This window comes from Winogradskyella pelagia (assembly GCF_017581965.1).
Lineage (GTDB): Bacteria > Bacteroidota > Bacteroidia > Flavobacteriales > Flavobacteriaceae > Winogradskyella > Winogradskyella pelagia.
On the sequence record NZ_JAGEVF010000004.1, the window covers coordinates 135,562 to 151,246 of the forward strand.

The window sequence follows — 15,685 nt, forward strand, 5'->3', positions numbered from 1 at the left end:
ACGGTTGGCAACAACTTATATAGCTCATAGCTAATTAGTTGCTTAATCGAAGTTAAGGCATATTTGCAAGTTCGCCAATTTTTTAAATGAACCTTAAAGCTTATTTAAAAAGTTGATTAACATTTGCTTTATAAAGTTCACCAATAGGTACTGTATGATCACCCATATAAATTCTATTACCTTCTACCCTATCGATGTGTTTTCTTGCAACGGCAAATGACTTATGAACTTGAAGAAAATCATTATCAGAAAGCAATTGGATGGTATCCGATATTTTTTCACGAATACTTATAGTAGTATTACCCGCTACAACTTTGGTATAGTTACCTGAAGCTTCAATAAACAGAATATCATCTACATCAACCTGAATATGGCTATTATTTTGCTTTAAAAAGATATGTTGCCCTTCAGGTTTTATAGTTTCTTTACTTTCTTTTCTTATTCCTCTTGAGTCAGCAGCGGTCACTTTATTAATAGCACTTAAAAAGCGTTCAAAACTAAACGGTTTTAATAAGTAATCTACAACGTTTAATTCGTAGCCTTCAATCGCAAATTCACTATAGGCAGTCGTTACAATAACTTTTGGTGGAGATGATAAGGTTTTTAAAAATTGAAATCCTTTTAATTTAGGCATATTCAAATCTAAAAAAATAAGGTCAATATCATGTTTGCTTAAATAGTCGATAGCTTCGATAGCATCATAACAATTGGCTTTGAATTCTAAATTTGGCAACATATCACAATAGCCTTTTATAATATCGTGTGCAATATGTTCGTCGTCTATAATGATATATGTAATCATAAGCCTTTAATATTCAATGTAGCGTTATAGATTGTATCTGTTTTAGATAGTGTTAAGGTATGCTTTTTTGGATATACCAGTTCTAATCTTCGTTTTAGGTTTTTTAATCCAATTCCTATATCAGGACTATCTTGTGCTTCATCAAAATTATTTTCTATTTCAAAGGTCACTTCATTATTATGCGCTGTTAATGTGATATGAACATACGCATGTTCTCTTAAATTTTCCACACCATGCTTAAAGGCATTTTCTAAAAGAATAATAAAAAGAAGCGGCATGATCTCATAATCAGTATTGTTTGTATCAATATTGAATTGTATATCAATCGCTTTATGGTAACGCATTTTATGAAGTTCGATATAATTCTCGAGATAGGTAATTTCTTCAGACAATAACACGGTGTCTTTATCGCCATCATAAATACTATAGCGCATCATATCAGAAAGTTTTAAGATGAGCTCTTGAGCTTTCTTAGCATCCTTATCTACTAAACCGTAAAGGTTATTCAGCATATTAAAAAAGAAATGTGGATTCACTTGACTTTTTAAATGCATTAACTCTGTTTTTGTTTTTTCGTTCTTTAATCTTATAAGTGCTTTGATTTGCTTAAAAATCCAATTTGCAATGGTGATAAATAGGATTAGAAAATACAGTGCAATGAACTCTTCAAATCCTTCTAATTTGCCTAAAGTATCATTAAAAATGACAAGGAGGAGGCCTATAAGTACTAGCGCTATGTTGAAAAAGCGCTTTATAGTTTTCCTTTTTCTTTCTGGTATTTTAAAATTCATATTCAATATTACTTAAATAAAGTACCCTTTACAAATAAGTTGACAAACAGTATGTGATGAGTGACAAACCACCATAAATGTGCTTTGAAGTGTCTTCATAACTTAAAAAAATGGGTTTGTCACTAATGCATGTACTTGTGTCACTAACGTTTTTTAGAGCCTAAAAACGCTTATATGTTTGTCTCAATCAATCAAAAAACGAACAGTATGGAACTTAGAATTGACAATCTATCAAAGACGTATTCAAACGGGATTAAAGCGTTACAAAACATTTCACTAGATATACCAACAGGGATGTTTGGTCTATTAGGCCCAAATGGTGCAGGCAAGTCTACGTTAATGCGAACCATTGCAACACTGCAAGAAGCCGATTCTGGTTCCATTGTTCTTGGGGACATCGATGTCTTACAACAAAAAAATAATCTGCGGCGGGTATTAGGTTATTTGCCGCAACAATTTGGCTTGTACCCAAAAATATCTGCCGAGGTATTACTCAATCATTTCGCAGTCCTTAAAGGCATCACTCATAAAAATGAACGCCAAGAATTGGTGAAAGCACTTTTGTATAAAACCAATTTATATGACGTGCGACAACAAAACCTTAAAGGTTTTTCTGGTGGGATGAAACAACGTTTTGGAATTGCACAAGCTTTATTGAATAATCCAAAACTATTGATTGTAGATGAGCCAACGGCTGGATTAGATCCTGTAGAACGCAATCGGTTTTACAATCTATTGAGCGAATTAGGAGAAAAAACAGTGGTTATTTTATCGACGCACATTGTAGATGATGTTAAAGAGCTTTGCACAAATATGGCCATTATTAATAAAGGGCAAGTTTGTTTAAAAGGAAAGCCTCTAGAGATTCTAGAAAGTTTAAAAGGTAGAGTTTATCAAAAAACAATCGAGAAATCAGAATTGAACCTATATAAAGAAAATTATCAGGTCATCAGTGAACGATTATTTCTTGGAAAACCAACCATTCATATCGTAAGTGATACGAATCCAGGAGACGGCTTTTCACTTATTAATGCCGAATTAGAGGATGTCTATTTTTCGGAAATATTCAATAATACTAAACTTAAATCTATTTAGTTATGTGGTATACTATTTTTAAGTTCGAAATACAATACCGAATTAAACGACCGGACACCTATATATTCTTCCTTTTTCTATTTCTATTTTCAATTGTTGGTGTTGACTTTATTTTTCAAGGTTCAGACATGGGTCTTATGAAAAAAAACTCACCCATAGTGATTGCAAAAACAATGGGAGCCATTACCGGTATATTTATGATTTTAGCCTCAATGATAATGGGCGTTTCCGTACTAAGGGATTTTAAATACAATATAGAATCATTGCTATTTTCTGCACCAATCAACAAAAAAGATTATTTACTAGGTCGATTTTTAGGATCGTTTACAGTTTTGCTATTTGCATTTACAGGTATTTTATTTGGCATGATGCTAAGCGAATTTATGCCATGGCATAATCCAGAAGATCTATTAGGGTTTAATGCCTTTGTTTATATAAAGACGTTTTTAATGGTAACGTTACCAACGTTGTTTTTTGGAGCTTCGTTATTTTTTGTTACAGGTGCTTTAAGCAGAAACCTGGTGGTAGTCTATACACAAGGTATTATTTTATTTGTGATTTTTATGCTAACCAAAGCTATCACTAATGAATTTTGGCAAGCCATTCTAGATCCATTTTCGCTAACAACAACCACTTTTGCGACAAAGTCTTGGTCAGCGTTAGAAAAAAGTACCCAGGAGCTTCCTTTTGTTGGAACCATACTTTATAACAAACTGTTTTGGGTTTCTCTAGGAATACTGGCACTAATCTATGGGTATAAAAAATTCAATTTTAATGTTGTTAAAGAAAAGCAATCAAAGAGAAAGCAAGTTGAAAAATTAGTTGCTAAAAGCACTAATGTTGTTAGTGATATAGAAATTCCTGTAGCTACAAAGCAATATGAATTACTTTCAAAATGGAATCAATTAAAACAATTTTCTTGGTTTTACTTTATCAGTATTTGCAAGCAAGCATCATTTTGGGGAATTGTTATTTGTGGGATGATTATCATTCTCATTAATTCCGTAAATCTTGGAACTGTGTATGGTGTGGATAGCTATCCAGCAACCTATTTTATTGTCGAAGAACTCAAAGAGACATCTATATATTTCTTCATAATAATTTTAGTGTTTTATTCAGGTGAATTGGTATGGAAAGAGCGAGGTGCTAAATTAGATTTGATCTATGACGCAACACCAATGTCAAGTTTTATAAAACTATTGGGTAAATACATTGGATTAAACGTAGTGTATGTAGTATTAATGCTCGCACTAATTGGTTCAGGAATTCTATTTCAAACATTAAGTGGGTATTACATATATGAATTCCAAGTCTATTTTTTTGGTTTCTTCTTAGAAATTTTACCGTTTTTAGCACTGTATACATGCATTGCCTTTTTTATTCAATCTGTGGTAAACCATAAGTTTGTAGGCATAATGTTGGTGATTGTATTTTTTATAGCCAATGTTGCTTTAGGTTTATTCGGGTTTGATCACGATTTATATTTTTTCGGAGGCAGTGCTTTAGGAACGTATTCTGATATGAATGGTTATGGTCATTTTTTAAAACCCTATCTGTTAATTAAATCATATTGGTTTCTCTTCGGAATACTATTACTAATTATTGGGTCTTTAGTAAACGTAAGAGGTACTGAAACCAATTTAATACAACGCATAAGAGCTAGCAAAAACAGATTGAGCAAGCCGCTTTTTAAAGTTGCTTCTATGGTCTTTTTAGTATTTATACTAATGGGAAGTTTAATCTTTTACAATACGAATATTTTAAACACCTATTGGACCAATACTAAAGCAACTAAATTTAGAGTAGCTTATGAAAAAGAACTCAAACAGTTTGAATATATACCACAGCCCAAAATAGTAGATGTGAATTTAAAAGTGGAATTGTATCCTTCATCAAGAGATTATACTGCGGAAGGGTATTATATATTAAAAAACACCAATGCGCAACCCATTAATGAGATTCATATTCAGAAACTAATTGAAGAGAATATCACATTAGATACTGTCACTTTTGATGGAGGTGCAACAGAAAATAATACATACGCTACCTACGATTATACCATCTATCAGTTGCATAGCCCTTTGAATCCTGGAGATTCAATTAAAATGAACTTTAAGCAATCATTCACTACAAATGGGTTTGAAGCAGGTAATTCAAATGCTAATATTGTTGAAAATGGAACATTCTTTAACAATAAAGACTTTCCAACATTAGGTTACAACAGAAAATATGAGCTAAGTGATAGGGATGAACGTTCAGAATATAATTTACCTGAAAGAACGAATAGAGCTAATAGAAATGATCCTAAAGAATTAGATAATGCGAGATCTGGTAGTGATTCTGACGGTATTCATTTTGAAATGGTCATAGGAACAGAAATTGACCAAACAGCATTGGTTCCTGGGAATTTATTGAGGGAGTGGACAGAAAATAATCGTAATTATTTTCATTATAAAATGGAAATTCCAATGATTGATTTTTACTCAATTGTTTCAGCAAGGTATGACATAAAAAAAGACAAATGGATTTCAAAATTTGATGCTATTTCGAAACAAGTAGATTTAGAAATCTACTATCATAAAGGTCATGAGTATAACATAGATAGAATGATGATGGCTATGAAAGCCTCATTGGATTACTACAGCACAAATTTCGGTCCGTATCAATATGAACAGTTACGTATCATGGAGTTTCCGCGTTATGCGCAATTTGCACAATCATTTCCGGGCACTGTTCCATTCTCAGAATCTATAGGTTTTGTTTTAGATATTGATGATGAAACCGATGTAGATATGGCATTTTATGTAACTGCACACGAAATTGCCCACCAATGGTTTGCTATGCAAGTGGAAGCGGCAAATGTAAAAGGGCAATACTTTATTTTGGAAACGCTTTCTCAATATGCAGCAATAATGGTTTTAAAAAAGCACTATCCAAAAGAAAAGATTCAGCAATTTTTAGAGTTACAATTAGAGAAATACAAAGAAGGGAAACTCAGAGAATCTGGAGTAGAACCAACTTTAGCTTTAGTAGATAACCAAGACCATATTTATTATGCAAAAGGTGCCATTAATATGTTTAAATTTCAGGAAATCATTGGAGAAGAAAAGATAAATACAGCGTTAAAGCGATTTCTTGGAGATTGGAATACAATTAATGGAAAACTAAAAATGCAGACTGATAGATATGCTACAACTCTGGACTTACTTGGGTATTTCAGAGAAGTTACACCAAGCAATCTCCAGCATATTATCGAAGAGCTTTTTGAATCTGTAGGTGAATTAGAAGTTAATTAAGATTAGATTAGGATACCTTACTTTCCGATACAGAAATTAGCAAATATATTTCCTAATAAGTCGTCGTTGGTGATTTCACCAGTAATCTCACCAAAATGGTATAACGCTTGGCGAATATCAATGGCCATTAAATCACCAGACAAGCCTGTTTCTAATCCTTCTTTTACTTTTTGAATTTCTTCAAAAGCTTTTAGCAAAGCATCATAATGACGCGTATTGGTAACAATGGTGTCATTGTTTCTTAAGGCTCCTGTATTGATTAGATTGAGCAGAGCGTTGGTTAATTGCTCAACCCCAAAGCCTGTTTTAGCAGATAATAGGAGAACATCTGCAATTGTTGTATTGATTTCGGCTAGTTGGGTATCGTCCAATACGTCTATTTTATTTGCGATGACTAGAAGTGGTTTCTGAGGGTATTTGTTTCGTATTTTCTCTATTTCAACTCTAACATCTTCAAGATTCTTGATGTTCTTTTGAGCATCAAATAAGTATATCGTGACTTGTGACTGCTCAATTTTTTCAAACGTCTTCTTTATACCTATGGATTCCACCACATCCTTAGTTTCTCTTATACCTGCTGTATCTATAAAGCGAAACCCTATACCACCGATTGAGATTTCGTCTTCTATGGTATCTCTTGTGGTTCCGGCAATTTCAGAGACAATTGCCCTGTCCTCATTTAATAATGCATTTAATAAAGTAGACTTACCAACATTGGGTTCACCAACAATGGCAACTGGAATACCGTTTTTAATCACATTACCAACGGCAAAAGAATCTATAAGACGCTTTAATACAAAGCTGATGCGTTCAATTAATTCTTTAAACTGAGTTCTATCTGCAAACTCTACATCCTCTTCGGCAAAATCCAGCTCTAATTCTATAAGAGAGGCAAAATTCATAAGTTCTTCTCTAAGCCTAGATATTTCTGAAGAAAAACCGCCACGCATCTGCTGAATGGCGATTTGATGTGCCGCTTCATTATCACTAGATATCAAATCCGCAACTGCTTCAGCTTGGCTTAAATCCAGCTTCCCATTAAGAAATGCTCTCAGAGTAAATTCACCAGCAGTAGCCATACGGCAACCTTGACGCAGAAATAACTGAATAATTTCTTGTTGAATATAGGTGGATCCATGACAAGAAATTTCCACAACGTCCTCTCCAGTGTAAGACTTGGGATTTTTAAATATAGAGACCAAAACCTCATCTAAAGTTCTCGGCCCATCTGTTACATGACCTAAATGAATGGTATGAGTGGATTGTTTTTTCAAATCTTTTCCACTAACCGATTTAAAATTCTTGGAAACTAAATCTATGGCCGAAGGACCAGACAACCTTATAACAGCAATAGCACCACTACCTGAAGGTGTAGCTAAAGCAATAATAGTATCTGTGTGCATCATCATCTATACTTGGTTATTGCAAAAATAGGGTAATTTCAGAGTTTGAATATTGACTTTCAATAGAAATAAAGCTTGGAATATTTTTACTCTGAAAAATACAACTAAGACCGTATATTTGTCCTTATGTTTAACTTATTAATGATAAATGTGACAAAAATGAAAAGAACGTTTGTACTAATTGCAGCTATTTCCATGTTTTTTGGGTGCGAAACCAAGACCATTAAAGATGCCTACGTAGTAGAGGGTACAGCTAAAGAGGTGTACAATGGAATACGAATTTATCTAAATAATGTAGACCAGCGAGGTCGTTTAACTCCAATCGACACAGCTATGGTTATGAATGAGAGTTTTACGTTTGAAGGGGCCTTAAAATATCCTAAAGTCGTATACCTTACAATGAACAGTGTACCTGGCAGATACCCAGTGATGTTAGAGAACGGCGAAATGCAAATGACCATAGATAAAACGAATCTTCAAAATACAATCGTAACTGGATCTGAGTCCCATGATAATTACATGGCGTTTGCAGAAAAGTACAGGGAAAACCAAAAAGAATTAATGGCACAGGGCAAGGAATATAATAAGGCCTTGTATGGTAAGGACAGCTTAGTCATTAAAACAGAATTGGAAAAACTTGAAAAACTGACAGAAAGCGCTAAGGAATTCCCATATGAGTTTATGGAAAATCATCCCAACGACTTCGTTTCTCTTGAAATTTATGAAATGCAGACTCAACTGCGCGAAAGAGATGACCAGAGAATGATTGATATTTTTAATGCTTTTGATGAGTCTCTTAAAACATCTTCTAAAGGCATTCGGCTTAATGCTGCTATGATGAAAATGAAATTAGATTATGAAGCCAATAAAAAATTACAGATTGGTATGAAAGCCCCAGAATTTAGTGGTCCAAATCCTGAGGGAAAAACTATATCTCTTAGTGAAGTTATTAAAAAAGGTAAAGTCACTGTTGTTGATTTCTGGGCGGCTTGGTGTGGTCCTTGCAGAAAGGAAAATCCAAATGTGGTGAGAATTTATAATGAGTACCATGATAAAGGTTTAGAAATTATAGGCGTTTCCTTAGATGGCCAGTCTAGACAAAAAGACCCGAAACAAGCTTGGTTAGATGCCATAGAAGAAGACAAGCTTACTTGGCACCAAGTGTCTAATTTAAAATACTTTAGTGACCCGATTGCTAAAACTTATAATATACAGGCGATTCCAGCAACGTATATATTAGATAGCGAAGGTAATATCGTCGCAAAAAATCTGAGAGGGCCGGCTTTAGATATGAAAATAAGGGAACTGTTAGAACTTTAAAAAACAATAAGCCTGCAGAAGCAGGCTTTTTTAATGAAGCTTACCCGTTTTATATAAAACAAATAAAATTAGAATCGGTACGGCCAATAGAGCAACATGCCCTGAATCTGTTTTAAATAGACTTGGTAACAAAATTAGTGTAATCACATAACCTCCAACAGCACCACCAAAGTGTGCATCATGTCCAATGTTACCCAATCGATTTTTCATACCATAAATTGAATATAAAAGATACCCTACTCCAAAAACATAACCTGGGATAGGAATTGGCACAAAGAACATGTATAATTTCATTTCAGGATATAACAAAATAGCTGCATAAAGTATACCTGTTACCGCTCCGCTAGCTCCAACAGCACTATACCAATATTCATCTTTATGAAAATACAAGGCTAATAAGTTTCCAAAAACTAGACTAGCCGCATAAATAATTATAAAATTTAAAGTCCCTAATTGTAAAATAACGGTGTGTGCAAAAAAATAAAGCGTAAGCATGTTAAATAGTAGGTGTGTTATATCTACATGCAAAAATCCAGAACTAAACATACGGATTTGATCTCCCCTTCTAATTTGGCCCACGTTAAATTTATAGCGCTCAAAAAATGTCCTGTTATCAAAACCTTTTAAAGACATTGCAACATTAGCTGCGATAATTATTCCGGTAACCAAATCTAAATTGTACATATATTTTCTATTGCTTCAAATATAATATATTTGCCTACAGTTTTAATACAGCACCATGCAACTGATTACCTATGTTATAATTTACCCATTCATTTGGTTAATTTCAATTCTTCCCTTTAGGTTGCTTTATGGGTTGTCTGACATATTGTACTTTTTCATTTATCACATTTTTGGATACCGTAAAACTACGGTTAGAGCAAATTTGAATTTGATTTTCCCTGGTAAATCCGAGACCGAAATCAATACAATTACTTCGCAGTTTTACAGACACCTCTGCGATATGATTTTAGAAGCCATAAAATCAATGACGATTTCTGAAAAAGAACTTAGAAAACGATTTACATTTTCTAATGTTGAAGTGCTTAATGAGCTCGAAAATAAAAACAGAAGTATTGTTCTTATGTGCGCTCATTATGGTAGCTGGGAGTGGATTTTTATTTTACAGAAATATGTAAATCATAAAGGTTATGCGGTTTATAAGCGTTTAGCAAATAAGTACTTTGATCGCTTAGTTAGGCGTATACGTGCTCGGCATAATACCTATTTAATTACAACTAAAGAAACCTTTAAGGTGCTTAGTAATAGTAAAAAGAAAGGTGAACTGACTATTAACGGTTTTGTTTCGGACCAATCACCAAAGGCCGATAAAGCCTTACACTGGAGTTCTTTTATGGGTATCAAAGTTCCTATGTATACTGGCGCCGAAACCTTAGCCAAAAAACTAGACATGGCCGTAGTGTTTTTTGGTGTAAGACGTTTAAAACGGGGTTACTATGAAACTACTTTTAAAACTATAACAGAGCATCCAAGGACATTTAAAGACTTTGAAATAACCGATATTTTTTTCAAACTAGTAGAAGAACAAATTTTAGAAAACCCGCAATTTTATCTCTGGACACATAAACGCTGGAAACACAGAGATAAAGTCCCTAAAGAATTTCAGGATTAAATTTCAAACCAAGACTCAATTGATACCGTAGATTGGTCCTCTTTTCCTGATTGTGATTTGTGAACAAATTCATTATTGGATTTTGAATAATCATATTCCTTAGCCCATTCGTTATGATGAGTAGCAAGTCTAATAATGCTATCACACACAAATTCTATTTCAGAATTGGTAGTTGTAGGATGAATAGATAGTCTGATCCATCCTGGCTTACGTACCAAGTCTCCAATTGTTATCTCATTGGTGAGCTCATGAGATGTTTGGTAGTCTACATGTAACAAATAATGACCATAAGTACCAGCACAACTACAACCACCACGTGTTTGAATACCGAATCTATCATTGAGTAATTTTACACCAAGATTATAATGTAAATGATCAATATAAAACGAAATAACCCCTAATCTATCCTTATGCTGACCCGCTAGAATATGTATATTCTCATAAGGTGTTAATCTCTCAAAAATGATATGTAATAGTTCGTGTTCGCGCTTTAAAATCTGGTCAACTCCCATTTGTTCTTTTAGCTTAATGGCCAAAGCTGTTTTTATGGTTTGAAGAAAACCTGGTGTACCTCCATCTTCACGATCTTCAATATTATCTATATACTTATGTTCTCCCCAAGGATTAGTCCAACTAACCGTGCCACCTCCAGGACAATCAGGTACCATGTTTTTATATAGCTTTTTACTAAAAACCAAAACTCCTGACGACCCAGGTCCTCCTAAAAATTTATGAGGTGAAAAGAATATTGCATCCAAGCGTTCCTCCTCATATTCTGGGTGCATATTAATATCTACATACGGCGCCGAACAAGCAAAATCCACAAAACAAACACCATCATGTTTGTGCATTAATCGAGCAATATCATGATATGGATTCTGAATACCTGTAACGTTAGATCCTGCAATAACTGAGGCGATTTTTATAGTACAGTCCTTATACTGCTCAAGCAATGTTTCAAGATTATCTAGACTAAACAGTCCGTCCTTCCCTGGTGGAATAACCTCAACCTTTGCCATAGTTTCTAACCAAGATGTATGATTAGAGTGGTGTTCCATATGAGATACGAAAACAACAGGCCGCATCTCGTCTGGTATGGTTGTTAAGTCCTTTAAATTTTCTGGGATTTTAAGACCTAAAATGCGCTGAAACTTATTAACTACGCCTGTCATGCCATTACCAGATACAATAAGCACATCATCATCATTGCTATTCACATGGGCTTTAATGATTTGCTTTGCTTTATGATAAGCCTTGGTCATTGCTGTGCCAGACACGGTAGTTTCGGTATGCGTATTTGCTACAAAAGGTCCAAAATCGTGCAGTAGCTTGTCTTCTATAGGTCTATATAAACGCCCTGAAGCTGTCCAGTCTGTGTAAATAATCTTTTGTTCTCCAAAAGGCGATACAAAAGTTTGGTTCTGCCCAATAATATGTTGCCTAAACGTATTAAAATACTGTTCTAATTCCGTTAGATGTTGGGTTGCAGTTTCAGACATGAACAATTTATTTTATCAATATCAACAAAGATACTAAATACCAGCTATCTGTTTTAATTCAGAAATAAACCGGGCAGCCAATTCATCTGCTGAATTTTGAGAAGGTGCCTCGGTATAAATTCTTATGATAGGCTCAGTATTACTTTTTCTTAAATGAACCCAACTATCAGCAAAATCAATTTTAACACCATCAATAGTATTTACGTTTTCATTGGCATAAGTCTCCGATATGGTTTTTAAAATACTATCAACATCTAAGGCCGGCGTAAGTTCTATTTTCTTCTTACTCATAAAATACAAGGGATATGTTGCCTTAAGCTGGCTAACACTAAGATTTTTGTCTGCTAAAAGACTTAAGAAAAGGGCCACTCCAACCAAAGCATCTCGTCCATAATGTAATTCTGGATATATAATACCTCCATTTCCTTCTCCTCCAATAACAGCGTTGGTCTTTTTCATTAGTTCCACAACATTAACTTCTCCTACAGCACTAGCATTATAAGTACCGCCATGTTTTTCAGTTACATCTCTTAGGGCTCTTGTCGAACTCATGTTGCTTACTGTATTTCCGGGTGTTTGACCAAGAACATAATCAGCACAAGCTACAAGGGTATATTCCTCACCAAACATATCACCATTTTCGTCCATGAACGCCAAACGATCAACATCTGGATCTACAACAATACCTAAATCGGCATGTTCTTTTTTAACTTCTTCTGATAAATCTGTAAGGTGCTCTTTTAAAGGTTCTGGATTGTGCGGAAAATGTCCGTTAGGCTCACAATAAAGCTTAACGACATAAACGCCTAAACGCTCAAGCAATTCTGGAATTGCTATACCACCAGTTGAATTAACACCATCTACAACCACTTTCAGTTTTGCAGATTCAATAGCTTTTTTATTTACCAGTGGCAAGTCTAAAACTTCATCAATATGCAAATCAATATAGGCATCGTTAATGGTAATTTTTCCTAAAGAATCTACATCGGTAAAAACCATATCATTAGATTCTGCAATCTCCAAGATTTTTTGGCCTTCTGCTCCATTTAAAAACTCACCCTTAGCGTTGAGTAATTTTAAAGCATTCCATTGCTTAGGATTATGACTTGCCGTTAAAATAATTCCGCCATCAGCGTGCTCCATAGGAACGGCCACTTCTACAGTAGGTGTAGTGGATAAACCCAAATCAATAACATGGATACCAAGACCTACCAAAGTATTCATAACGAGATTCTGTATCATATCTCCAGAAATTCTCGCATCTCGCCCAACAACAACTCTATAATTGTCCTTATGGCGCTGTTGCTTTAACCACGTACCATAAGCCGAAGCAAATTTAACCGCATCTATGGGTGTAAGATTCTCTTCAACTTTTCCTCCTATAGTTCCGCGTATTCCTGATATTGATTTTATTAGAGTCATTCCATCTATTTTCCGCAAATATAACCAACTCCATCTTTTTTGTTATTATGAATTTGTAAATTCGACCAATGAACTTCTTGGCCCATATTTATCTTTCTGGCAATAATGAATTACTCACTCTTGGCAACTTTGTTGCTGATGGTGTTAGAGGAAGAAAATACCTAGACTACCCAGAGGAAATGCAAGCTGGTATTTTGCTGCATCGTTTTATTGATACTTACACTGACGCACATCCTGTTTTTAGGCAGAGTACAAAGCGACTGCATAAACCATATGGACACTATAGCGGCGTTATCGTAGATATCTTTTATGATCACTTTTTAGCTAAAAACTGGTCAAAGTACAGCGACATAGAGCTACGCTTGTTCGTAGGCAACTTTTATGCGATGCTAGATAAGCATATGAATATTCTTCCAGCAAAATTTCAACACTTGTCACCATATATGATAGAAGACAATTGGTTACTTGGGTATGCCTCTTTAGAAGGAATTCAATCCGTACTAAACGGCATGAATAGGAGAACAAAATACAAATCCAAAATGAATGAATCCACAAAGGAACTGAAGTTATATTATTCAGAATTTGAAGCTGATTTTTTTATATTTTTCAACGAATTACAAACTGCCACTCTAGAAAAACGACTTATACTCGAAAACCAATTTAATATTAGATGACCAAACCCTATATTCTTCTTTTTGTTATCCTATTTTTTTTGGGATGTAAAAATCCTGAAACTACTAACAGAATAGTTAAGCCCCAAACTGGTGTAATTAGCGCTAAGGCCATGGTCGTTAGTGCCAGAAAAGAAGCGTCTTCGATTGGAGTTGAGATTATGAAAAAAGGCGGTAATGCCTTTGATGCCATGATGGCCACTTCTATGGCTTTGGCCGTATCGTATCCTTATGCAGGCAATTTAGGAGGTGGTGGTTTTATCGTTTATCGTCTTGCTGATGGTACAAAAGGCGCTTTAGACTTTAGGGAGAAAGCACCTCTAGCGGCTACTAAACATATGTACCTAGATGCTAATGATAATATAATTAAAGGGAAAAGCACTGAGGGCAGTTTAGCTATAGGAGTCCCGGGTACCATAGCTGGTATATTTAAAGCTCAAAAACGATTTGGCAATCTCGACATAGAAACCATTCTCAGACCTGTTATTAATTTAGCTAAAAAGGGTTACCGTGTTACTGAGTTACAGGGGCAAGCTTTTGGTAAATACGATAGCATTTTCAAAGCTGTCAATAAAAAAGGTATTTTACTTAATAATAAATCTGTAGACGATACCATAAAAAATTTGGCATTAGCGAAAACCATGGAACGTCTTATAAAAAATGGACGAGATGAATTTTACAAAGGACAGACTGCAGAGCAATTAATTGAGTTCCTCCAATCACACGGTGCTATAATAACTCTTGAAGACCTCAATAGATACGAAGCCAAATGGCGAGACCCGATAACTTTCACATATGATGATTTAAAAATAACATCCATGTCACCACCATCTTCTGGCGGTATTGTTCTTCAACAAATCATGGGCATGATAGCGCCTTTTGATTTAAAAGAATTTGGGCACAATTCATTAAAAACCATTCAAGTTTTAGTTGAAGCAGAAAAACGAGCCTATGCCGACAGAAGCTTTTATTTAGGCGATCCAGATTTTGTAGACATTCCGTCAAAAAACCTAACAAGCAAAACCTATTTAAATAAGCGAATGGCTGACTTCAATTTCGAAAAAGCCACACCAGTAGATGCTATTTCTCATGGTTATATTAAAGGCTATGAAAGCGATGAAACTACCCACTTCTCTATAGTAGATCCATTTGGAAACGCTATCGCAATGACCACCACACTTAATGGAGCTTATGGTTCTAAACTCTATGCAGATGAGCTCGGTTTTTTCTTAAATAACGAGATGGATGATTTTAGCAGTAAGCCTGGAGAACCAAACTATTATGGCTTAATTGGCGCTGAAGCCAATAGTATCGCACCAGAAAAACGGATGCTTAGCTCTATGACACCCACTATCATTGAGAAAAATGGAATTCTTTACATGGTCTTAGGCACACCGGGTGGCTCTACCATTATCACATCGGTTTTACAAACCATTTTAAATGTGCATGAATTCGAACTAACTATGCAAGAAGCGGTTAATGCACCCAGATTTCACCACCAATGGTTGCCAGATGAAATACGCATGGAACCTATTGGATTTTCGGAGGAAATCATAAAACAACTTAAAACCAAGGAATACACGTTAAATTTTAAACGCACTCCTATTATAGGAAAAGTAGATGCGATACTCATTCGTGGAGATGGAAGTCTAGAAGGTGGTGCAGATAAACGCGGAGACGATACAGCTGTAGGTTTCTGAGTTTTTAACAACTTTTTAAACTTTGAGCACGGACGTTATTGTATATTTATAGT

Annotated in this window: 12 protein-coding genes; 6 read left to right on the forward strand and 6 right to left on the reverse strand. The window is 34.8% G+C overall.

Translation table 11 applies throughout. The features are described from left to right. Positions 1–100 precede the first annotated feature (100 nt). Positions 101–802: a LytR/AlgR family response regulator transcription factor gene (locus J4050_RS06670; RefSeq protein ID WP_208153564.1), complete on the reverse strand. Its 702-nt coding sequence runs from the start codon at positions 800–802 to the stop codon at positions 101–103. Then, positions 799–1,593, reverse strand: coding sequence for a sensor histidine kinase (locus J4050_RS06675; RefSeq protein ID WP_208153566.1), 795 nt, complete (start codon positions 1,591–1,593; stop codon positions 799–801). The genes J4050_RS06670 and J4050_RS06675 overlap by 4 nt, the downstream gene beginning before the upstream one ends. A gap of 207 nt (positions 1,594–1,800) precedes the next feature. On the opposite strand from J4050_RS06675, the gene J4050_RS06680 reads away from it, so the two are divergent. Further along, positions 1,801–2,688, forward strand: coding sequence for an ABC transporter ATP-binding protein (locus J4050_RS06680; protein WP_208153568.1), 888 nt, complete (start codon positions 1,801–1,803; stop codon positions 2,686–2,688). Between the two features lie 2 nt (positions 2,689–2,690). Continuing rightward, complete coding sequence (locus J4050_RS06685) at positions 2,691–5,984, forward strand: ABC transporter permease/M1 family aminopeptidase (RefSeq protein ID WP_208153570.1); 3,294 nt, start codon at positions 2,691–2,693, stop codon at positions 5,982–5,984. A gap of 17 nt (positions 5,985–6,001) precedes the next feature. Here J4050_RS06685 and mnmE read toward each other — a convergent pair whose 3' ends face one another. Beyond that, entirely contained in the window at positions 6,002–7,390 is a 1,389-nt protein-coding gene (gene mnmE, locus J4050_RS06690; protein WP_208153896.1) for a tRNA uridine-5-carboxymethylaminomethyl(34) synthesis GTPase MnmE, read from the reverse strand. A 156-nt stretch (positions 7,391–7,546) separates the two neighbouring features. Between mnmE and J4050_RS06695 the strand changes: the two genes are divergently transcribed. Further along, positions 7,547–8,707 (forward strand): TlpA disulfide reductase family protein, encoded by a 1,161-nt coding sequence (locus tag J4050_RS06695; protein WP_208153572.1) that lies wholly within the window; start codon positions 7,547–7,549, stop codon positions 8,705–8,707. Between the two features lie 30 nt (positions 8,708–8,737). On the opposite strand, the gene J4050_RS06700 is transcribed toward J4050_RS06695, so the two are convergent. Then, positions 8,738–9,391, reverse strand: coding sequence for a rhomboid family intramembrane serine protease (locus tag J4050_RS06700; protein WP_208153574.1), 654 nt, complete (start codon positions 9,389–9,391; stop codon positions 8,738–8,740). 55 nt (positions 9,392–9,446) lie between these two features. Between J4050_RS06700 and J4050_RS06705 the strand changes: the two genes are divergently transcribed. Beyond that, complete coding sequence (locus J4050_RS06705; RefSeq protein ID WP_208153576.1) at positions 9,447–10,340, forward strand: lysophospholipid acyltransferase family protein; 894 nt, start codon at positions 9,447–9,449, stop codon at positions 10,338–10,340. Here the strand turns inward: J4050_RS06705 and J4050_RS06710 are convergent. After that, entirely contained in the window at positions 10,337–11,839 is a 1,503-nt protein-coding gene (locus J4050_RS06710; RefSeq protein WP_208153578.1) for an aminotransferase class V-fold PLP-dependent enzyme, read from the reverse strand. The genes J4050_RS06705 and J4050_RS06710 overlap by 4 nt on opposite strands. A 33-nt stretch (positions 11,840–11,872) precedes the next feature. Next, positions 11,873–13,261 carry a phosphoglucosamine mutase gene (glmM, locus tag J4050_RS06715; RefSeq protein WP_208153581.1) on the reverse strand — a complete coding sequence of 463 codons (1,389 nt, stop codon included), beginning with the start codon at positions 13,259–13,261 and terminating at the stop codon, positions 11,873–11,875. 68 nt (positions 13,262–13,329) lie between these two features. Here glmM and J4050_RS06720 point away from each other — a divergent pair, with 68 nt between their 5' ends. Both J4050_RS06720 and ggt read left to right on the forward strand, forming a co-directional pair. Then, entirely contained in the window at positions 13,330–13,935 is a 606-nt protein-coding gene (locus tag J4050_RS06720; protein WP_208153583.1) for an acyl carrier protein phosphodiesterase, read from the forward strand. Beyond that, the gene (gene ggt, locus J4050_RS06725) at positions 13,932–15,632 is read left to right on the forward strand and encodes a gamma-glutamyltransferase (RefSeq protein ID WP_208153585.1); all 1,701 of its coding nucleotides are present in this window, start codon (positions 13,932–13,934) and stop codon (positions 15,630–15,632) included. The genes J4050_RS06720 and ggt overlap by 4 nt, the downstream gene beginning before the upstream one ends. The last annotated feature ends 53 nt before the right edge of the window (positions 15,633–15,685 follow it).